Genomic DNA, 21,058 nt, shown 5'->3' on the forward strand with positions numbered 1-21,058 from the left:
CGATCTCCTGAGAACGGAGACCGGCTAAGCCCCTCAAAGGAGCCGCCGTCCGATGCAGGCCCGTCGACGGCGACTCCCTACTCAATCTCAAAACAGCGGCGACAGGGCGATTTAAAAGGGTATGGTCTTTTACTTCTACGAAGAGGCGATGAAAGGGGTTCCCAAGATCTCGGTCGACGGGCTCGTCCCTCAAAGCCATCATTTGAGCCACTGGAAGGGGAACCAGACCCCTCCTCCCCTCAAGGCCGACACCTCCACCGAAATCGTCCTGCGCTACCTGGCCCATCCGAATCAAAAACAATTTTTTCCGCAGGTCAGCATTATCACGAACAACCATTTCGATACCGACGGGCTCCTCTCGGTCTGGACCCTCCTCAATCCGAGGAAGGCGGAGCCGATGGCGGGGCGGCTGATCGCCGCCGCCGAGGCGGGCGATTTCTCTTCCTTCTCGTCGGAGGAAGGGGTTCAGATGAATCTCCTCATTGAGGGACTGGCCTCTTCCGGTGAAAGCCCGATCCTCTCTCAGCTCCCGACCTACCCGGGCCCGAAAGAAGCCTTCCTCTATAAAACGTTGATGCCGATGCTCCCCGATCTCTTCCGGCGCAAAGACGAATACCGCCCCCTCTGGCGGGAATCCTACGACAGCATCATTCAATCGATGGAGCTCTTCGAGAAAGGGATCATCGGCGTCGAGGAGCACGAGCAAGAGGGGCTTTCCGTCATCATCGACGAGCAGCGGCCGGCCCGGCAGGCGATCGATCATCACTGCCGGGGAAATCTTTTCCTGGTGATCGAAGACCGGGAGCGGGAAGAAGGGGGGTTCGGTTATGAGCTCGAATACCGCTACTACGCCTGGGCCGAGACGGTCACCCGTCCGCCGATCCCGCCGATTCCGATGGAGCCGCTCGCCGAACACCTCAACCGCCACGAGGGGCTCCGGGAAGGAAAATGGATGACGGGGGGCTACGCCGGCCGGTCGATGACCTCCGCTTTGAAATACACCGACGAGACGGGTCGGCGGCATCTCAGCCGGCTTCATCCCGACCAGGTGATCCAGATCGTCTTGACCTACCTTCAATCGAGGGAGATTGATTCCAACTAGCGACCATCGTCAGGCTTCCTCGTCGAGCATTAGGAGAGGATCATGACCCCCCAACTTCTGACCGACGACGACCTGAACTCCTCCATGGTGGAATACCCGGCCGACGGGACGATTCTCTCCGCTTTCCTCTGCCGCCCGAAACACACCGGCCGTTATCCGGGGTTGATCCTGATCCAGGAGTGGTGGGGGCTCAACGACCACATCAAAGGGGTCGCCCAACGGCTCGCGAAGGAGCATTTCGCCGTCCTCGCCCCCGATCTTTACTCCCGGCTCGGCCATGTCGTGACGCAGAACGGGGCGGAGGCGGCCAAATTGTCGGACACCCTCGATCCGGGTAAAACCGTCGCCGACTTGATGGGCGGCCTTCGTTATCTGAAGACCCTGCCGGAGGTCGATCCCGACAAAGTCGGCGTGATCGGGTTTTCCATCGGCGGCTCTTTCACTCTGCAGCTCGCCTGCAGGACCGGCGAGATTCGATGCGCCGTCCCCTTCTACGGCGAGATCCCGACAAACGAAGAGATCGAAAAGCTCTCGGCGCCGATCCTCTACATCTACGGGGAAGAAGACGGCTGGATCCAAAAGGAAGAGGTCCAACGGCTGAAGGAGGCGCTGAAGAAGTTCAAAAAACCGGGCGAGGTGAAAACCTATGCCGGCGCCCCGCATGCCTTCTTCAACGACAGCCGGAGAGAGGTCTACAATCCAAAGGCCGCGAAGGACGCGTGGAAGAGAACACTCGCCTTCCTTGAGAAATACCTACGATCATAAAAAAACTATTTTCCATTTGCCGTTTATCATTTTTCATTTGTCATTTACAAAATGGAAAATGGAAAATAACAAATGGAAAATGGAAAATAAAATGATGAAGGGGCTCCCATGCTAAACACACAACGAATGACCGATCATTTCCTTAAGCTCGTTCGGATCGACAGCCTTTCCAAAAAAGAGAAGGCGGTCGCCCTGGTCCTTCAAAAGGAATTGGAGGCGCTGGGAGCGAAGGTCGAGTTCGATGAGGCCGGCCAGGCGGTCGGCGGCGAGATCGGCAACCTGATCGCCCGCCTCCCCGGGACCGATCCGTCCCGGCGGCCGCTCCTTCTCTCCGCCCACATGGACACCGTGGTGCCGGGGGAGGGAATCAAGCCGATCGTCGACGGGAAGAAGATTCGCAGCGACGGGACGACGATCCTCGGCGGGGACGATAAATCGGGGATCTCGATCATCGTCGAAGTGCTCCGGACCATTCGGGAGAAGAAGCTCCCTCATGGCGAAATCGAAATCGCCTTCACCATTTGCGAGGAGTTCGGCCTCCTCGGCGCGAAGCACCTCGACTTCGGGCGGTTAAAATCGCGCGACGGCCTGGTGCTCGATTGCGACAATGTCAACATCCTCTTCACCAAATCCCCTTCTTCCGATCGATTGGAATTCAAAGTCCACGGGCTCGAAGCGCACGCCGGCGTCTGTCCGGAGCGGGGGCTCTCCGCCGTTCAGATCGCGGCCGATGCGATCAGTCAAATGAAGCTCGGCCGGATCGATCCGGAGACGACCGCCAACATCGGGATCATCCAGGGGGGATCGGCGACCAACATCGTCCCGAACTATGTTTATGTCAAAGCGGAGACGCGCAGCCACGACGAGGAGAAGCTGACGGCGCAGAACGGGCATATGCAGGAGTGCTTCCGAAAAGCCGCCGAGAAATTCTGGGTCGATTTGGACGGGAAACGGATTACCGGCCGGGTGGAAGAGAAGATCTGGCGCGACTACGACCGGATGAACGTCCCCGAAAATGCCCCGATCGTTCAGGCGGTGATGCGCGCGGCCCAAACGCTTTCCTACAAGGTGCGGACCCATGCGACCGGCGGCGGCTGCGACGCCAACGTCTTCAACAAAAAGGGAATCACCGTCGCCAACCTCGGCACCGGCATGCACGACATCCACACCGTTAAGGAGTGGCTCGCCATCGATGAGATGAATCAGGCGGCCGAGATCGTCCTGGAGACGATCCAGCAGTGCAAGTAGGAAGCGTCCTCGCCTATCCTTTGAACGCTCTCTCCCTCACCGGCGTGCAGACCTGGATTTGATATTCGGTGAAGAACTCTGTCCGCGCCCGCCGCTGCGCTTCCCGATGTTCGGGATGCTCCCGCCAGGCGTCGACGGTCTCGATGGAATCGAACTCGATGATTGAGACATTCTCCCCGTCTTCCGCGACGAAGTCCTTGTAAGAGAGGAAGCCCGGCATCGCGGAGGCGAGCTCATACATCCGCATTCCGACCTTTCCCAACTCCGCCTCTCCCCCCTCCTTTAATCGCGATCGAAAAACCACGACGACCATCTTTCATCCCTCCTCAAAATCAGATCTCCTCTCCCTTCTTTCGGGTCAGCAGATCGTAGATCTCCTGCGTCGACCAGATCGGCTCGCCCGGCACCAGCGCGGAAGATTTCTGAAGGAGAACAAGCTCTCCTTCGAGCTTCCGAACATATTCCACCTTTCGCTCCAGGCTGTCGAGGTTGTATCGGACGGCGTCTTTCTCGGTGAAATTCGTATGCTCCCAGAGAAAGAAGACGTCGCTGAGGCAGAGAAACCGGTTCGTGTCGAACCACTTCTTGGGGACCACGCACTTCCAGAGATATCCCGAATAAATATCGGTTCGATCGACCAGAAGGGTGATCTTATGCTCCTTGTTCTCCTCGTTCAGCCAGATGCAATAATCGAGGAGCCCGCCGAAGAGGCCGAGCGGCCCCGGCTCTTTCGCAAACTGGCGCCGATGGCCCAACAGCCCCCGGAGGTTGACCTCGACCCCGCCCCATCCTTCCTTGAATTTTTCGCGGAGCTTTTCCGCCTTCGCGCGGGGAAGGACCACCGGGAGGGAGTTCGCTTCGTCCCCTTCCCCGATCTGCGCGATAAAATGGGTGTGCCCCCAGTCTCCCAGGGAGTCGAGATCCCAGGAAAAATCCCACGACGGTCCCCAGAGATCGAACCCGATGAAGAGCCATTTCTGAAGGGGATTTTTCCAATCGAGCTCGGAGGAGATCGCCTGCGACCGCCGCTCCCACCAGCCGGAGGAGAGAAGGGCGCAGGGGAAAAGGGTGCCGTGGACCGTGATCGAAACCGGCTCCTTCAAGGCGTCGATTTGAAGGAGCTTCTTTCGGAGGCTGCTGATCTCTTCGATCCCGTGAAACGAGAGGTCCAATGGACCGGCGGGATCGTTCAAAAAATCGCGGTAGGGATCGACCCCCCGCAAGATGAGGTAATTCCGCGAGCCGACATGAACATCGACGTCGCGGGCAGACACCCGTTCCAGATCGACGGCCGGGTTAGAATCAGCGACAGCAGGTTCCGGCCATTGGCCTACTGCCGCTTTGAAGGGTTTTCGGAGACCTCTCCGGCCCGCACCCCTTTGATCTCGATGTCCCCGGCGATCTCCGCCTTTCGGACCTTCACCCCGGCGCCCGCGGCGATGACGTCGCCGATCCGAAGCGACGCCCCCTTGATCTCTTCCAGGTCGACGCCGATTTGTCCGGCCGCCTCCGGCGCATGTTGTTGGACGGCATCGAGGAGCGCCTTCGCCTGGGTCAGAAGTTCCGGATCATCCGCGGCATCGCTCTTCTCCAGCTCTTCTTTCACCACCTCCCGTTTCGCCTTCGAAGCGGGGTCTTTCTCCAGCAGGCCGACGTTTGTCTCGCCATATTTGCGCTGGATTAGCGCCTTGATCCCGGCATAGGCGTCTTGGATTACTTTCGCCGCCGTCGGTTTGAGTCCCGCCGCCGCGCCCGTCGCCAGGGCGGTCACAATGATCGAAATCGGATCCATCTCTCGCTCCTTTCGTTTCGAACTACCTTCTTCTTCGCGTCGTTCCTCCCGTCATCGATCCGAATAATCCCCGCATGATCTGCCGGCCGAGCCGGCTGCCGATCGCCCGGGCCGCGCTCTTCGCCATCGATTCGACGATCCCCTCCCGGGAGCGTCCCCGCTTCCCGGTCGAACCGGTCAGAACATCGGTCCACGATCCCTCTTGTGCTTCGCTTGGTTGCTCCGGCGGAGCCGCTTGCTCCGCGCGGGCTTTTAGCTTCTCGTAGGCCGATTCGCGATCGACCGCTTCTTCATAGTGTCCGAAGAGGACCGACCGTTGAATCATCCGCCGGCACTCCTCCGGGGAGATCGGGCCGATCCGGCTTTCCGGCGGGACGATCAACGCCCGCTCGACGATGCCGGGCCGGCCTTTTTCATCAAGCAGGGAGACGAGCGCCTCCCCGACCCCCAGCTCCATAATCGCCGCCTCGACATCGAGCTTCGGGTTGCTCCGAAACGTCTGCGCCGCCGCTTTCACCGCCTTCTGATCGCGCGGGGTGAAGGCGCGCAGCGCATGCTGGATCCGGTTCCCCAATTGTCCCAGGACCGCTTCGGGGATGTCGAGCGGATTCTGGCTGACGAAGTAAACGCCCACCCCCTTCGACCGGATCAGGCGGACCACCTGCTCGATTTTGTCCAGCAGCGCCTTCGGCGCATCGTTGAAGAGAAGATGCGCCTCGTCGAAAAAGAAAACGAGCTTCGGCTTCTCCAGATCGCCGACCTCCGGCAGGCGCTCGAAGAGCTCCGCCAAGAGCCAGAGAAGAAAGGTGGCGTAAAGCTTCGGGGCATGGATCAACTTGTCGGCGACAAGGATGTTGACGACCCCTTGTCCCTTCTCGTCGGTCTGCATCAGATCATCGAGGTTGAGCGCCGGCTCGCCGAAGAATGCGTCTCCCCCCTGCTCCTCCAATGCCAGGAGGCCGCGCTGGATGGCGCCGATGCTGGCGGCGGAGACGTTGCCGTATCGGGTGGCGAAGTTCTTGGCGTTGTCGCCGACATATTGGAGCATGGCGCGGAGGTCTTTCAGATCGAGGAGAAGAAGACCGTCATCATCGGCGATCTTGAATACCAGGGTCAGCACACCGCTCTGGGTTTCATTCAGATTGAGGAGCCGGCCGAGCAGAAGCGGCCCCATCTCCGAGATCGTCGTCCGAAGCGGATGGCCGAGCCGGCCGAAGACATCCCAGAAGACGACGGGACAGGGGGCGAAGCGAAAGTCGGCGAGCCCCAACTGCCGGACCCGCTCCATGATTCTCGGATGCTCCTCCCCCGGCGCGCCGATTCCGGAGAGGTCTCCCTTCACATCGGCCATGAAAACCGGCACCCCGATCCGACTGAACCGCTCCGCCAGCGTTTGCAGTGTGACCGTCTTCCCGGTCCCCGTCGCCCCGGCGACCAGGCCGTGGCGGTTGGCCATCTTCGGGAGCAGGGTGAGGTCGTGTTCTTCTTTGGCGATCAAGATCGGCTGCGGCATCTTTTTCGGCACTCCTTATCAGTTCACCGTACGTTGATCCCCCCATCATATGGATTTGAAAAACGGAGTCAAGCTTTTCTTTAACCGCCGCCCGACTCTGTAATCGAAACTTGCCTTTCCCCCCGACTTTGGGTATCGTTAAGAACATGCAGCCGCAGATGAAGCTCGGCGATTTTTTGATCGCCTACCTGAAAAAAATCGGGGTCGATCACCTCTTCGGCATTCCCGGAGACCTCGTCATCAAGCTCTTCCTCCAATTCGGGAAGCCGCGAGGGTTGAAGGTGATCACCTTCTCCCATGAGCCGGGGGTCGGCTTCGCCGCCGACGGCTACGCGCGGAGCGCCGGAAAACTCGGCGTCGTCTGCGTCACCTACGGCGCCGGCGGGCTCAACATGGTCAATCCGGTCGCCGGCTCCTTCTCCGAAAAGGTGCCGATCCTGGTCATCTCGGGCGGACCGGGGGAAGAAGAGCGAAAGCTCGGCGTTCTCATCCATCATCAAGCCAAAGAGATCGAATCCCAGCTCCACATCTATAAAGAGCTGACCTGCGCGGCGAAGATCATCGACGATCCGAACCGGGCCGCCGAAGAGATCGACGCGGTGATCCAGGCGATCCTACGGGAAAGACGGCCCGGTTATCTGGAGATCCATCGGGACAAGGTCGATATGATGATCTCCGTTCCCAAGCGGATTCTAGAGTGGGATGGAAAGTTCACCGGGATTCCTTCCGACAAACGAAAGGTGATCGAGGCGGCGCGGGAGACGGTCGCCCGGCTCAAGCAAGCGAAGCGGCCGGTGATCATCGTCGGGATCGAAGTCCGGCGCTTCGGGCTGACGAAAGAGATGATCCGCCTCGCCGAGGCGATCGGCGCGCCGGTGCTGACCAATGTCCTCGCGAAAGGGGCCTTTCCGATGGACCATCCGCTGGCGATGGGGGTCTACATCGGGGCGTTGAGCCACCCCGCCATCCACAAGCGGGTCGCGCAGGCCGATCTGGTCTTGAGCCTCGGGACGCTTCTGACCGACATGGACCTTGGCATTCAGCCGCCGGAGATCCCCCGCGAGAAGTCGATCTGGGCCGTCGAGAACCGGGTCCACATCAGCTTTCACACCTATACCGACGTGCAGATCAATGACTTTATCAAAGCCCTTCTCAAGCTCCCCTTGCCTCATCACAAGGAGAAGATCACCTACCACGACAATCTGCCGAAGCGGGCGACGGAGATCCGATCGGACCGGCCGATCCAGATGGCCGAAGTGCTGCACGAGGTGAACGATTTCCTGAAAGAGCGAAAAGAGTTTATGGCGATCACCGAATCGGGCGATTCTCTCTTTGCCGGGATCGACCTGAGGGTCGGCAGCAGCGTTTACCTGGCGCAGGGGTATTATGCCTCGATGGGATTCGCGATTCCGGGCGGATTGGGGGCGCAGATCGGGACGGGGCTTCGGCCGCTGATCCTCTGCGGCGACGGCGCCTTTCAGATGACGGGGCATGAGATCTCGCAGGCCCCCCGCCATCGGCTCAACCCGATCGTGCTGCTTCTCAACAACAAAGGATGGGGGATTTTCCGGCCGATCGCCGAGCGGGAAACGCTGCTGGCGATCCCCGACTGGCCTTATGCCGAGCTGGCGCGGTTGTGGGGCGGGGTTGGATTCAAAGCCGGGACGGTCCCGGAGCTGCGCGACGCGCTCCTGAAGGCGGAGAAGCTGACCTCGTTCGTCATCATCGAGGTCGCCATCCAGCCGAACGACCTCTCCCCGATGGCGCGCAAGTACATCGGCGCCGCGGCGAAAAAGGCGAAGCTCTCCTAACCTGGAATCGTCCGGCGGGGGAAAATTACTCTACGGCTGGAACATGACTCAGCAAAATAATGTGGTCGAGCACCGAATAGTCGTATTGATCGAGACCCTCCGGGCCGATCACATGGGCCCGCCCCGCATGAAGGATAATGTCCCGGGCCGGCCGGTTTTGAAAAAGGCCGATCTCGACGAGGTTCAGCGGATCCTGCGCATCAAACACCTGAAAACCAAACGCCCCGTCTGCAACAAATAAGGTATTCGCATCGATGGCCAGCCCATACGGGTCGTTCAGCGAATAGGACTTGAGGAGTGCCGGCGCAGACAAGTCCGAGAGATCCAAAATATCGAGCCGATTCATTCCCAAACCGCAACGTCCGCCCGCGCGCAAAGTGACATAACCGGTATCACCACTCACCACAACCGGATCGCATTGCCAAGCATGCTGAAATCTCGAAGTAAAGGTGGGCTGCTCCGGAGCGCTGATATCGATGATCTGCACGCCGGTTTGCCCGCCGACGAACAACGCCTCTTTGTAGGGGTACAATGTTTCAATGTCCAAACCAAGTTCGAGGGCATTCATGTAAGCCGGATGTTCGGGATCAATGATCGATACCGTTTTGAGGCTCGACCCGGCCAACAAATAGAGATGGTCATGAACAATCGTGATCCGGGCCAGCGATCCATTCACCCCGGTCGACTGGTCCGCTGGAGACGCTGCGGCAGGCCGCGAAGCGTGAGTGCCCCCTCCTGAGCAACCGGAATTGTGTACATCACTGAAGCCGTCGCCGCAGCCGCCGCCGGAGCTCACAAGCTCTCTTCCAACAACCACCCCCCTGCTCGGGTCGATCGGCTCGCTCCAAAAAGTCTCTTCCTGAAACAATGGTTCGTTTGGATAAATGTTCTCCAAACGCCCCGTTACAAAAGCTTCCGCCGGATTGGCAACGTCGATGGCGACCAGATCGACAAAGCTGTCCGCATAGAGGATGTCCCCTTTCATGGCAAGATCGATGTTCCCAGGCACCTGAATAAAGGCGATATCCTGCGGCGAGCTCGGATCACGATTGTCGATAATATGGATTCCCCGGAGACGTTCACTCACAAAGATCCATTGATCTTTCACCATGATTTTCCCCGGATCTTTGAGAGGCTCCACCGGTTGAGATCGAAACGCGCTTCGAAGCGCGTCAAACGACAGATAGATCGGTCGATATAAGTCCATGACGGGGACACATGACGTCGAATGCGAAACCCGAATCATGAGCAGGGAAAAGAGAGCGATAAAAGCGAATACCTTAATACTCGCCGGGATTGTTTTCCTTCGACTCAATGTCTCTCACCGAAAATGAGATAAAAATAACCGGACGAACCCCTGCACCGCCCCTACTAAGGACTGTGATTATTATATCCTTATGAGGTGATCGGATGGAATACCAAAAATGGAGAAATTCGTTCTGGAAAAAAGATCTCCTTTCCCATCCGATCGTCCCTCTGGGACCCGGCCCACCCTGACCCATCTAAATGAATCCTTGATGAAATAAACCGCTCTACACATCGAACAGATTGATCTTTCCCCCTGGTTTTGCTAAGCTAAAATCAATTTTCCGCTGACGGTCCTCTCAATCAAAACCTACTGAATAAGGAGACAACGGATGCAGTTCGAAACGATGAGCCAGCTCGGCGATACGATCAAAGGCATCATTGAAATTTCGAATGGCCAGGTGAAGGTGCTCGATCCGGGCCGGGTGCGCGGGGCGCTCATCGATCGGCTCGTCCACACCGCCGTTTTTCATGAGAAACCCGACATGCGCGCCACCGCCCGATGGGTCATCAAAATGGCCGCGCCCCAGCTCGGGGTTCACCTCGCTTCCATCCAGCCGCTGTATGAAGCGATGGGCCGGGGCGAGGTCGACGGCTTCACCGCGCCGGCGGTCAACGTCCGGGGGATGGCATACGACACCGCCCGCGCCCTGATCCGATCGGCCAATCGGAACAACGTCGGCGCCTTCATCCTGGAGATCGCCAAGTCCGAAATGGGCTACACCCATCAGTCCCCCGCCGAATATGCCGCCGTCATGACCGCCGCCGCCATCCAGGAGGGCTACCAAGGCCCCCTCTTCATTCAGGGAGATCACATCCAGCTCAATGCGAAGAAGTTCAAGGAGAACCGGCAGAAGGAGGTCGACGGCGTCCGCAAGCTGATGAAGGAGGCGATCACCGCCGGCTTCTTCAACATCGACATCGACTCCTCCACCCTGGTCGATCTCGACAGGCCGAACGTAGTCGAGCAGCAGCGGGACAATTTCGAGGTCGGGGCCGATCTGACCGCCTATGTCCGGTCGCTGGAGCCGAAAGGGGTCACCATCTCGGTCGGCGGGGAGATCGGCGAGGTCGGCGGGAAAAATTCGACGGTCGAGGAGTTCAAGGTCTATATCGACAACTATCTGGCGACCCTTCAGAAGATGAAGCCGGGCGCCAAAGGGATCAGCAAGATCTCGGTCCAGACCGGAACGAGTCATGGCGGCGTTCCGATGCCCGACGGCACCGTTGCCAAGGTGAAGCTCGACTTCGGCGTGCTGGAATCGATCTCGAAGGTGGCGCGTCAAGCGTACGGCCTCGCCGGCGCGGTCCAGCACGGCGCTTCCACCCTGCCGCCGGAGGTCTTCGACCGCTTCCCGAAAACCGGGACCGCCGAGATTCACCTCGCCACCGAGTTCCAGAACATGATCTATGAACAGCTCCCCGCCTCCTTCAAAGAGGAGATCTACGCCTACCTGCGGGAGGAATGCAAGGACGAGATGAAATCGGGGCAGACCGACGAGCAGTTCATCTACAAGACCCGGAAAAAGGCGCTCGGACCGTTCAAGAAGCGCTTCTGGAATCTTCCAACCGATCTTCGGCAGAAGATCGGTCAGGTCTTGGAAGACAAATTCACCTTCCTTTTTAACAAGCTCAACGTCGTCGGAACCAAAAACGTGGTCACCCAGTGGGTCAAGCCGATCGAGGTTTCGTTCGCCATCCGCGACGAGATCGCCGCGGCCGAGGCCGAAACGAAGGCCGCCGCGCAGCCGGCGAAGAAAGAAGAGGTCAATCCGAATGCAGACTGATCACGATCATCGAAGATCGGCGGCCCCCCGCCTTGGCGCACTCTTTCTCACCCTTGCGATCTTCTTGCCCGCGACCTCCGGGGCCGGGGTGATCCTCAGCTTCGAGGCGAACGCTTCGAAAGAGGCCCCCTCCGCCAGCCGATTCACACTGGAAGGAAAGAAGCTCCGCGCCGAAGATCCTCATGGAGGGGTCATGATCTTCGACGGAGACAAGCAGACCCTCTGGACGATCGACCCGAATAAAAAGCGCTACACAGAGACCACCGAGGCCGACGCGAACCGGATCAAAGCGATGCGACAGCAGATGGAGCAGCAGATGGAGGAGCGGCTGAAAGCGCTCCCCCCCGATCAACGCAAGGAGATGGAAGCGCGCCTGGAAGAGATGAAGATCAAGCCGGTCGATCCCCCGACGCTGACCTTCGAGCCGGCCGGCGGGACGAAGAAAACCGAACACGGCTTCTCGTGCAAGCCGTACCGCGTCCTCGCCGATGGAAAACCGATCGAAGAAGCCTGCTTTATCCCTTGGGAGGAGGCCGGCCTCTCGGTCGATGATTTCCGGGCTTTTGACGCCCTCGATCAATTCTTCAGAAAGCTCGGCACCCAAGGGGGGAATCAGCAGAACCACATCTTCGCCGACCTCGTCCAATCCCCCGGCATCCCCGCCCACGTCGCGATGATCGGCCCCGACGGAACCCTCGGCGTCGAACAGGACCTTGTCGTCCTGAAAAAAGAGGAGATCCCCTCCGACCAATTCGTCCCGCCGGCCGGACTGAAAAAAGAATCGCTCTTCGGAAGCGGAGGGGGAGGCGGAGAAGGCCACGGTGATCCGAGAATGTAGGGGAGAAAGTAAGGGGTCAGAATAAAGGACGAAGCGTCTGCGCGTCTGAGGCATACCGCCTCGAACCTTCCCGCCCCCCCCTTTACCCCTTTTATATAGATGTTTCGCCCTCCTCCTCAAGTCGTCTGTCGAAGCATCATCCATGATGGTCTTTTGGTGCAAGTGTGATCGGACAGTTTTTCCAGTTGCGCCGAGATGGCGCCTGAAGCAGATCCCTCCCCAAACCCCGAAAGTCCCTTTAACCAACCTAAGAAATACTCCTATCAATAAAACTTCATCTGTTATAATATCCCGGTGCAGAGTTGTAGAACAGCTTCGCAATAGGTTTTCCAACAGCGAAAGCTCAGGCCTCCCCTCTGAAATGGATAAAAATGTTTCTGGACTGGCGGGTTTGGCTTTTTTTTCTTATCTATTTTGTGGCCGTTGTCCTCTTTCTGAAAAGGATCGAAAGGGGACCTGCTCCGGCCGAATCTGAAGTCAACCGTGAGGAGTTTAAAAACGTCTCGGTATCTGCCGGAGAGCTTATTCTCGGAATTTTTCTTCCCTTTCTGCTCAATGACCTTGTCAGTTTCGTTGCCTCTTTTTCTTTTTCTAAAATGCCTTGGAGACTGGTTTCACTCAATTTTTGGGTGCCAATCGTTTTCAGTCTGGTGTCCCTCCTATATGCGCTGATTGTTTGTAAAAAGGGAGGGCTCTGGCCGCTCTTTCGTTCGACCTCTCCTCCGACAATCCCTCCGATGCTTTTAAAAGGATTTTTTTTGGCCTGCGCGACGAGTTATCTCGTAGGAGTAAGTTATGGTGGACTAGAGTGGATATTTCAACAGAAGCCCCAGGTGCGCACTCCCCCGGTTTTCGGAACCTTTGCTCCCAATGGTCTAATGGCCGTCTTGCACATCCTCGCGAAATTCACCATCATTCCGCTAGTGGAAGAAATTTACTTTCGCGGGTTTCTTTATAATGTCTTGAAGACCCGCCTTCCGATGCTGGCTGCAGCAGTGCTTCAAGCCATTCTGTTCGGAGCGGCCCATCGTGTCGGTTTCTTGGGCGGGATTCTCTATTTTTTGTTTGGGATGGTATTCGTCGCTGCCTATGAAACGCGAAAAAAATTAATCTTCCCCGTCCTGGTCCATGGCTTCATCAGTGCCATAGCACTTATGCCGGCGCTCATTATGGAGGTTCAGAATTTTCACATGCCTGCCTCTAATTGGGAAGAGGCTCAAACCACACCCGCTTGGATCGAATCGGTCCCGCCCGCCTGGGTAAAGAAAAAAGAGGATGGAATGAAACAATGGCAATATGCAATTGATACCTGGGGGAGTCAAGGTTCTAAACGATGGAAGCAAGAGATCAACGCGTTTAATGCCGTCTGCACATGGTTCCCGGAAGATCGAACGGCATGTGCGAAAGCGAAGATCGGAATTGTTTGGGTTTATTTCTATCTGAATGATTACCGAAGGTCTGTGATCGAAGCGGACCGTCTGATCCAGAAGTATCCGGATCAGGAGGAACAGGTGGCAGCGGCCTTATTAAGGCGAGGGATCGGCTATCTGTTGCTCCAGGAGTTGGAGAAAAGCCGAAGCTCTTTCGAGAGGGTACTCAATGAGTTTAGTCAATTCGAAAAACCCCGTGATGAAGCGGAAAGAAGAATAAAATGGTTGAATGGAATTGAATGGAAAGGGACTCCTTGACCTTGATTCGGCTCTGACTTGCCCCCTCATCCTATCCGGGTAGGAGGCAGACGAAAGTGTCGTAGGCTCACTTGCAGCGGCTTCCCCATGATTATGAACCCTTCGTCACATTGTTTAAACTCTTCCAAAGATACCAGGTTGCAATCGATCGGTAGGGCCGCCACGGTTCGGCGATCTTCTGAATTCTTTCGGGGGAGGGAATCTTCCGCAGCCTGTACGCCCGCTGGACCGCCTTCTTCAATCCGAGATCGCCCACCGGCAAGACATCGGTTCTATTCAAAGCAAAGATCAAGAACATCTCCGCCGTCCACCGCCCGATCCCCTTCACCGCGACCAGCCGGGCAATCACCTCCTCATCCGGCAACCGATGAAACTCCTTCGGCCGGATTTCACCGGCGATCCACCGTTCGGCCAGATCTTTCACATAAGCGATTTTCTGCCGTGAGAGGCCAACCCCGCGGAGTTCCTCCTCCGGGATGGAAAAGATCGCCTTCGGTGTGACCAAGCTGCGAGGACAGATTGCGACAAGGCGTTGAAAGATGGTATCGGCCGCTTTCACCGAGAGCTGCTGCGAGACGATCGCCTCGACCAGGGAGACGAAAGGGTCGGGAGCAGGGGTCAAGCGGCAAGGACCGATCGCATCGATAAAGGTCGATAACACCGGGTCGGCCTCGGCGAGCGCACGGCAGGCCGATTCAAAACCGCCGTTCTGCGACATATTCTTTATCAAGATTCACCCTTCATCCCGCCCGTTTGCTCTCCAGCGCTTCCCACCGGGCAATCCTCTCCTCTAAGGTTTTTTCGATTTGGGAAAGCTCATTCGACCAGTCGGTCACTCCGGCGGCACTCTTGGCATGCGCCGACGGATCGGCAAAAAAGATCTCCAGCTCCCGCTTCCTCGCCTCCAGTTTTTCAATCTCCCGTTCGATTCCTTCCAGCTCTTTCTTTTCCTTGAAGCTGAGCCCTTTTCGGTTAACCGGTGCGGTCGGCTTTTGCGAGGATCCGTTCGCCGCGCTTTTTTCCAGCCCGTCACGGCGATCAGCGGAAGGGACCTTCTCCCCTTTCGCCAACGCCTCCTCATTTTTAAGGCGGGTCAGATAGGTTTCATAATTTCCCTCGGTGTAGCGGACGCGCCCCTCCCCTTCGAAGCTCAAAATGCCGGTGGCGACCTTGTCGAGAAAAAACCGGTCGTGGGTCACCATCAGAACACAGCCGTTGTAGCCGACGAGGGCGTCGTCGAAAAGCTGAAGGGTCGGGATATCGAGATCGTTCGTCGGCTCGTCGAGAATCAGAAAGTTGGCGCTCTCCAGCATCATCTTCGCCAAAATCAGGCGCGCCTTCTCGCCCCCGGACAACGTGCGGATGAACCGCTTTTGATCGTGATGTTCGAAGAGAAAATCGGCGAGGTAGCCGGTTTTGTGCCGCCGCTGCTCCCCCACCGTCACCCAGTCTCCCTCTCCGAGCGCCTCCTCCACTTTAAGATTTGGGTCGATCGACTCCCGCTTCTGATCGAAGTAAGCAATTTTGGTGTTCTTTCCACGGACAATTCGGCCCGCGGTCGGAAGCTCCTCCCCCAGGATCATCCGGAGAAGGGTCGTTTTCCCCGCGCCGTTCGGCCCAATCATCCCGATCCGATCCCCCGCCTTGAGCTTGAGGCTGAGATTTCGAATCAAGAGCCGGCTCTCGAAAGACTTTCCGAGCTCATCCAACTCCAAGATGGTATGGCCGAGCCGGTGGTCCGACTGGAGATGAAGCCCGATGTCGCGCTCGACATGCTCTTTCCGCTGATCCTGCATCGTATAAAATCGTTCGATGCGGGCCTTCGATTTCGTCGTCCGCGCCTTGGGTCCGCGCCGCATCCATTCCGACTCCCGGCGCAGCAGGGTGACCAATCTCCCCTGCTCCCGGGATTCGTGGAGCAACCGCTCGGCCTTCCCCTCCAGATAGTCGAGATAGCCTCCCAGGTAACTGTAGACGCCGCCCGATTCGATCTCGAAGATCCGCTGGGCCACCCGGTCGAGAAAGTAGCGGTCGTGGGTGACCAGCATGACGGCGCCCGGATAGGCGATCAAGAATTCTTCCAGCCAGGCGGTTGTCGCCGCATCGAGGTGGTTCGTCGGCTCGTCGAGCAAAAGAAGATCGGGCGACTGTAAGACCAGCTTCGCCAACGCCACCCGTTTTCGCATCCCACCGCTGAGCATCTCTATCTTCTGATTGCGGTCCGCAATGCCGAGTTGCAGCAGAACCTCATCCACCCGATGATCGATCTGCCATCCCTGGTGGTGATCGAACCACTCCCCGAGCGCCTGCTGCTCTTTGAGAAGCTTTTCCATCTCCGCCGGGGTCGCCCCCCGCATCGCCTCGCCGATCGCCTGGTAGCGATCGCGCTTTTGAAGAATCTCGACCAGCGCCGACCCGACCTCTTCGGCGACGGTCCAGTGCTCCGTCAAAACGGGGTCTTGCGGGAGGGCGCCGATCGAAATCCCCCGCTTATAGGAGACCTCTCCCCCGTCGGCCGGCTCAATCCCTGCAATGATCTGGAAGAGGGTCGTTTTGCCGCAGCCGTTTCGCCCGACAAAACCGACTTTTTCCGATTCCCCGACGGTCAAGGTCACATCCCGCAGGACCTGCTTCAACCCATATGATTTGGAAACATGTGAAAGATCGAGAAGATTCATCCGTTTTGTTCTCCCAGTCCAAAAGCGATTGATTATAGCACATTCGGAAGGCTCCGCCCCGAGGTCTTGTGCCGTTATAACCGAACCATCTAGAATAGAGCTAAGAAGGAATTCATGGAAAAGAGAGCGAAGCGAAAGAATACGGCGAATCAGCCATGCTCGATTTTTGAAGATCGGCGGGAGGCGGGACGGGCATTGGCGGAGCGGTTGCTCCATTATGGAGGAGACCAGAGCGTGCTGCTGGTCGCCCTTTCTCCGGGCGGCGTGATCGTCGGGAGGGAAATCGCCTTGTCGCTCTGCGCGCCGATGGTGCTGTTTCGCTCCCGGAAGTTGCCGATTCCGGGAAATCCGAAGCTCTCCTTCGGCGCCATGACAGAGGCGGGCGGGATCTGCCTCCTCTCCGACATGATCAGCCGTTATGAGATCCCCGACCGCTACATCCAAGAGACGATTACATCGAAAAAAGAAGAGATCCTTCAACGGCGCCGGCGATTCAGAAAAACGTCGTTGGGTTTCGATCTGGGGGGCAGGAGGGTGATTGTCGTCGACGAAGGGATTGCTAGCGGCGCGGTCCTCTTTTCAGCCCTTCAGTGGCTCCGGGCGGAAGGGGCCGGCCATCGGATCGTCGCCCTTCCGGTGAGTCCTCAAGCAAAGCTTCCCCGGATCAAGGCGCTCTCCGAAGAGAGCCTGGTGCTTCACCCGGTCCCTTCGTTCCATTCGGTCGAATGTTACTACCGCCGTTTCGATCCGGTCTCCGACGAGGCCGCCCGCGCGATTCTGTTGACCCTGAATAAGAGACCTCTCGCCGCCTGAAAAACCATCGCCAAGCCGGAAATTCAGATCGAGCTGGCCGATCCAAAACGGAAGGAGCTGGATTCCCGTTTTCGCGGGAATGACGACCGAGGCACCGTTCCTCTGATGTCGCCGTTACGGCATCCGGTAAGTAATGCTCAGAGACGGTCTCGAAGAGGCGGTCGGATGCTCCATGCTGGCGAAGAACCGATAACGGTCGGCCCCTTTGGTTGCATCGGAGTTGAGCAGCATCCCATTGTTGCTCGAAGGACTGTTCAGCCACTCCTGAACCATCGCCGTCACATTCCAGCTCTTCTGCCCGAGCGTTTTATCAACGGCCCGGGTGTCATACGCCGCCGAAATGTCCGCCTGCGCCAGCGGAACATTGTTGAAGCAGCAGCTGTTCGCCGTCCAGCCGTTGACCCCATCGTAGGTCAAGCCGGTCGCCCGGGTCAGATCGGCATTCCTATTGAGGATCCTGTGCACACCGATGTTGTAGGCCGCATCGGCAGTCGCGTCGGCCTCCACCAGCGCCAGAGTCAATGTCGCGCTCTGAATGACCGCCCCGGCAGGAAGTCCGGAGAGATTAAACTGCATCAACGCGGCATTGGCGATTTTATTCGCCGGCCAGGTATAGGTGTTCAGCGTCTCCCAGCTGCCGTAAGCCGTGCTGTTGCCGCTGATGAATGTGTCGCCCGTCGGATTCAACACCAACGTCGTGCTTGAATTGGATGCCGGCGTGGCGGCGCTCACCGCGGCGCTCTGCGCCGAAACATTCCCCGCCGCATCAAAGGCGGCAACCGTGTAGCTGTAGGTCGTTCCCGCCGCCAAGCCGGTATTCGAGTAGCTCGGCAAAGAGACCGTGGCGATCTGGACGCCATTGCGGTAGACCCGATAGCCGGAGACCCCCACATTGTCAGTTGATGAGTTCCAGGCCAAATTGATTTGGCTGGAAGAGACGGCGGCTCCTGTGAGGCCGGTCGGCACCGACGGCGCGGACGTATCGGGCGCGGCCGCGGTGGTGAAGCTGCCGTTGTTTGAGACCGCCAAATTGCCCGCCGCATCTCGGCTGCGCACCCGGTAATGATAAAGGGTCGCGGGAAGCAGGCCAGTCAGGCTCTGAGCATGGGATGTCACCAAGGTGGAGACAACGCCGGTGGAAGTTCCATATGCCGTAGTGGTCCCATACTCCACCTGGGTATCGGCCGGTTCATTGGTGCTCCACGAGAGGACGGCGCCACTGCTGGTGACGCCGCCGACCCCGATTCCGGAGATCACCGGCGGCGTCGTATCGGCCGTCGGCGGCGGAGCCTGCGCGGTATTGGGGGTAAAGCGGAAAGCGGTGTTCGGGGCGGCGGAGAGGAGCGGCACCCCGGCGCTGCCGTCTTGGTTTTCGATGCCGGAAGTGGTCGGGACATTTAAAACGATCGCCCCATACTGAAAGAGAATCGTTCCGTCGGGACGGAGAACCACCTGGAAGGTGTGGCTCGTGCTGCAGCAGAGGTCCCTGACCTCGTTGAAAGAGATCACGAATTCCGAATCCGAAGAAGCAATGCTGATCTGCCGCAGCCCGACGTAGAGATCCCGCCAGAAGGGAGCGATAAAGGCATTCGGCAGAACGGGGTTCTGAACCGGCTGGGGGACGTAGGCGGTGTTGGCCGACCCGAAGGTGAGCAACCCGTTTGTGGAAATATAGATCTGCTGATAACTCTGGCTGTAAAAAGGAAAAGAGAAGGGAAGAGAGAGGGAGATCGCGTTGTCGTCTCCGCTGAATGTTAGCGGGGTCGGGGCTTCCGCCCAGGCATAAGACTCCTCTGACATGCTGTAGCCGGTGATCGGGCCCGAAGGGGACGGCGCCGGAGCGGAAGCCGGAGGGGACGGCGTGTTGAAGGAAGTGTTCGGTCCGAAAGTCGTCCCCCCCGCATTGCGGGCGACAAGACGGAAATGATAGGTGGTCCCCGAAGCCAAGAGGGTCAGGTCGGCGGAGATCGTGTTCGCCGCCGAGAGGGTCACCGGGGTCGTGCCGCTGCCGTAAGCCGTGGTGGTTCCATACTCGAACCAAGCCGAAGTGGTCGCCCCGGACGGATTCACCGACCCGGAGAGGGTGGCGGAGGTGGCCGTAACACCGGAAGCCGCCGACTGTGAGACCGTCGGCATCAAAGGGAGGGTCGTGACGGAAACGGCCGCCGAGGCGGGGGAGAGGTTTCCCCCGGCGTCATAAGCCGCCACCGCGTAGCTGTATACCGTGTTCGCCGCCAGGCCGGAGTTGAGATAGGTCCGAAGGGCGCTGCTGGCGATCTGCACCCCGTTGCGATAGATCCGATAACCGGCCACTCCCACGTTATCGGTCGAGGCGCTCCAACTCAACTGAACCTGCGAAGACGAAACCGCGGCCGCCCCGACGTTTGTCGGCACGGAAGGAGCGGTTGTATCGGGGAGAACGGCGGTGGTGAAGCTGCCGCTTCCCGAGACCGCCAAATTGCCCGCCGCATCGCGGCTGCGCACCCGGTAGTGATAAAGCGTCGCGGGAAGCAGGCCGGAAAGGCTCTGCGCGTGCGCCGTCACCAGGGTCGGAACGATCGCGGTGAAAGAACCGAAAGCGGTCGTCGTCCCATACTCGATCTGCGTGTCGGCCGGCTCATTGGTGCTCCAACTGATCAAGGCTCCGCCGGCGGTGATATTGATCGCGCCCATTCCGGAGATCACCGGCGCGGCGGTGTCCGCCGGCGCCAATGTCCTTACGCTCGCCGCGGCGCTCTGCGCCGAGAGGTTCCCCGCGGCGTCATAAGCCGCCACGCGATAACTGTAGACGGTATCGGGGGTCAGATTCCCGTCCGAGTAGGTCAGCGTGGTCCGCGTGGCGACTTGCACCCCGTTGCGATAGATCCGATAGCCGGCCACCCCGACGTTATCCGTGGAAGCGCTCCACGTCAAATTGATCTGAGTGGTCGACAGCGCCGCCCCGCTAACATTTCCGGGAACGGTCGGCGTCGTGGTATCCGATAGCGTTGTAAAAATCTGATCGGCCGAGGTCGCCAGATTGCCCGCCGCGTCCCGGCTGAGGACCCGGTAGTGATAGAGCGTGCCGGGGAGTAGATTCGAAAGGGTCTGACTGTGCACGGTCACCAAGCTCGACACCAACGGCGTGGTCAGCCCGTAGGCGGTTGTTGTGCCATACTCGATTCGCGTATCCGCCGGCTCATCGGTGCCCCAGGTAATGAGCGCCGAATTCAGGGTGCGATTGCTGTTGGTAACACTCGAGATCAGCGGCGCAATCACATCGTTTAGCGGAGGGATGGTTTTGCGGGCTTCATTCGAGAAGCCGCTTTCCTTGCCGTTCGTATCATAGGCGGTGACCGCGAAATAGTAGGTCAGCCCCTCGGTCAGGTTCGGCACCGTCCAGGAAGTCACCCGTCCCACATTGATCGGAGGACTGTAGACCCCCGGCAGCAGACCGACGTAGACCCGGTAGCCTGCCAGGTTTCCTTCGCTGTTCGGATCCCAGGTCAGGACCGCCTCCCCGGCGAGGGCAAGCGCATGATGATCGAGGATGAGAAGAAAAACAAGGGCGAGAAGAAGCCTGCACCTTCTCAAGTAATCTGCCACGGCGAACCTCCAAGCGCGAAAAAGGAAAAGAGCTATTTCCTTTGGCGGCTCGGCGGGCGTGGCCGGATGGCGGTAGCCCCGTTACTCTGCGTCCCCACCTTTCGATGGGTTTGCTCTGAGCAAAGGTCAAATG

16 protein-coding genes and 1 riboswitch are annotated in these 21,058 nt (G+C 58.6%); of the genes, 8 read left to right on the top strand and 8 right to left on the bottom strand.

Annotated features, from left to right (window positions below; all coding sequences use genetic code 11):
* Positions 1 to 121: 121 nt before the first annotated feature.
* From MNODULE_RS11545 to MNODULE_RS11555, 3 genes are all read left to right on the top strand, one after another.
* Positions 122 to 1,102 (top strand): DUF6687 family protein, encoded by a 981-nt coding sequence (locus tag MNODULE_RS11545; RefSeq protein WP_168059908.1) that lies wholly within the window; start codon positions 122 to 124, stop codon positions 1,100 to 1,102.
* A 42-nt stretch (positions 1,103 to 1,144) separates the two neighbouring features.
* Complete coding sequence (locus MNODULE_RS11550) at positions 1,145 to 1,867, top strand: dienelactone hydrolase family protein (RefSeq protein ID WP_168059910.1); 723 nt, start codon at positions 1,145 to 1,147, stop codon at positions 1,865 to 1,867.
* Between the two features lie 108 nt (positions 1,868 to 1,975).
* Complete coding sequence (locus MNODULE_RS11555) at positions 1,976 to 3,115, top strand: M20/M25/M40 family metallo-hydrolase (protein WP_168059912.1); 1,140 nt, start codon at positions 1,976 to 1,978, stop codon at positions 3,113 to 3,115.
* Between the two features lie 13 nt (positions 3,116 to 3,128).
* On the opposite strand, the gene MNODULE_RS11560 is transcribed toward MNODULE_RS11555, so the two are convergent.
* Genes MNODULE_RS11560 through MNODULE_RS11575 form a run of 4 tightly spaced genes read right to left on the bottom strand, consistent with a single transcriptional unit; the run spans position 3,129 to position 6,420 of the window.
* Positions 3,129 to 3,428, bottom strand: a complete 300-nt coding sequence (locus MNODULE_RS11560; protein ID WP_168059914.1) for an antibiotic biosynthesis monooxygenase family protein — start codon at positions 3,426 to 3,428, stop codon at positions 3,129 to 3,131.
* 19 nt (positions 3,429 to 3,447) lie between these two features.
* Positions 3,448 to 4,389 carry a hypothetical protein gene (locus MNODULE_RS11565; protein WP_168059916.1) on the bottom strand — a complete coding sequence of 314 codons (942 nt, stop codon included), beginning with the start codon at positions 4,387 to 4,389 and terminating at the stop codon, positions 3,448 to 3,450.
* Positions 4,390 to 4,445: 56 nt separating this feature from the next.
* Positions 4,446 to 4,907 (bottom strand): hypothetical protein, encoded by a 462-nt coding sequence (locus MNODULE_RS11570; RefSeq protein ID WP_168059918.1) that lies wholly within the window; start codon positions 4,905 to 4,907, stop codon positions 4,446 to 4,448.
* Between the two features lie 22 nt (positions 4,908 to 4,929).
* A complete protein-coding gene (locus MNODULE_RS11575) occupies positions 4,930 to 6,420 on the bottom strand; it encodes a helicase HerA-like domain-containing protein (RefSeq protein ID WP_168059920.1) in 1,491 nt (496 codons plus the stop codon).
* Between the two features lie 146 nt (positions 6,421 to 6,566).
* Between MNODULE_RS11575 and MNODULE_RS11580 the strand changes: the two genes are divergently transcribed.
* Positions 6,567 to 8,231 carry a thiamine pyrophosphate-binding protein gene (locus MNODULE_RS11580; protein ID WP_168059922.1) on the top strand — a complete coding sequence of 555 codons (1,665 nt, stop codon included), beginning with the start codon at positions 6,567 to 6,569 and terminating at the stop codon, positions 8,229 to 8,231.
* A 25-nt stretch (positions 8,232 to 8,256) separates the two neighbouring features.
* Here the strand turns inward: MNODULE_RS11580 and MNODULE_RS11585 are convergent, their stop codons facing one another.
* Complete coding sequence (locus MNODULE_RS11585; protein ID WP_168059924.1) at positions 8,257 to 9,342, bottom strand: LVIVD repeat-containing protein; 1,086 nt, start codon at positions 9,340 to 9,342, stop codon at positions 8,257 to 8,259.
* Positions 9,343 to 9,868: 526 nt separating this feature from the next.
* On the opposite strand from MNODULE_RS11585, the gene MNODULE_RS11590 reads away from it, so the two are divergent.
* From MNODULE_RS11590 to MNODULE_RS11600, 3 genes are all read left to right on the top strand, one after another.
* Positions 9,869 to 11,323, top strand: coding sequence for a class II fructose-bisphosphate aldolase (locus MNODULE_RS11590; RefSeq protein ID WP_168059926.1), 1,455 nt, complete (start codon positions 9,869 to 9,871; stop codon positions 11,321 to 11,323).
* Positions 11,313 to 12,161 carry a hypothetical protein gene (locus tag MNODULE_RS11595; RefSeq protein ID WP_168059928.1) on the top strand — a complete coding sequence of 283 codons (849 nt, stop codon included), beginning with the start codon at positions 11,313 to 11,315 and terminating at the stop codon, positions 12,159 to 12,161. Before MNODULE_RS11590 ends, MNODULE_RS11595 begins: the two co-directional genes overlap by 11 nt.
* Before the next feature lie 371 nt (positions 12,162 to 12,532).
* The gene (locus MNODULE_RS11600; RefSeq protein WP_168059930.1) at positions 12,533 to 13,849 is read left to right on the top strand and encodes a CPBP family glutamic-type intramembrane protease; all 1,317 of its coding nucleotides are present in this window, start codon (positions 12,533 to 12,535) and stop codon (positions 13,847 to 13,849) included.
* A gap of 91 nt (positions 13,850 to 13,940) precedes the next feature.
* On the opposite strand, the gene MNODULE_RS11605 is transcribed toward MNODULE_RS11600, so the two are convergent.
* The gene (locus tag MNODULE_RS11605) at positions 13,941 to 14,579 is read right to left on the bottom strand and encodes a DNA-3-methyladenine glycosylase family protein (RefSeq protein ID WP_238339453.1); all 639 of its coding nucleotides are present in this window, start codon (positions 14,577 to 14,579) and stop codon (positions 13,941 to 13,943) included.
* 10 nt (positions 14,580 to 14,589) lie between these two features.
* Positions 14,590 to 16,527 carry an ABC-F family ATP-binding cassette domain-containing protein gene (locus MNODULE_RS11610; RefSeq protein WP_168059934.1) on the bottom strand — a complete coding sequence of 646 codons (1,938 nt, stop codon included), beginning with the start codon at positions 16,525 to 16,527 and terminating at the stop codon, positions 14,590 to 14,592.
* Between the two features lie 114 nt (positions 16,528 to 16,641).
* Between MNODULE_RS11610 and MNODULE_RS11615 the strand changes: the two genes are divergently transcribed.
* Complete coding sequence (locus tag MNODULE_RS11615; protein ID WP_168059936.1) at positions 16,642 to 17,340, top strand: phosphoribosyltransferase; 699 nt, start codon at positions 16,642 to 16,644, stop codon at positions 17,338 to 17,340.
* Between the two features lie 114 nt (positions 17,341 to 17,454).
* Here the strand turns inward: MNODULE_RS11615 and MNODULE_RS11620 are convergent, their stop codons facing one another.
* Positions 17,455 to 20,925, bottom strand: a complete 3,471-nt coding sequence (locus tag MNODULE_RS11620; protein ID WP_168059938.1) for a fibronectin type III domain-containing protein — start codon at positions 20,923 to 20,925, stop codon at positions 17,455 to 17,457.
* Between the two features lie 40 nt (positions 20,926 to 20,965).
* A riboswitch (cyclic di-GMP riboswitch) is annotated at positions 20,966 to 21,050 on the bottom strand.
* Positions 21,051 to 21,058: the final 8 nt, after the last annotated feature.

The organism is Candidatus Manganitrophus noduliformans, from assembly GCF_012184425.1.
In the GTDB taxonomy this organism is placed as follows: Bacteria; Nitrospirota; Nitrospiria; order SBBL01; family Manganitrophaceae; genus Manganitrophus; species Manganitrophus noduliformans.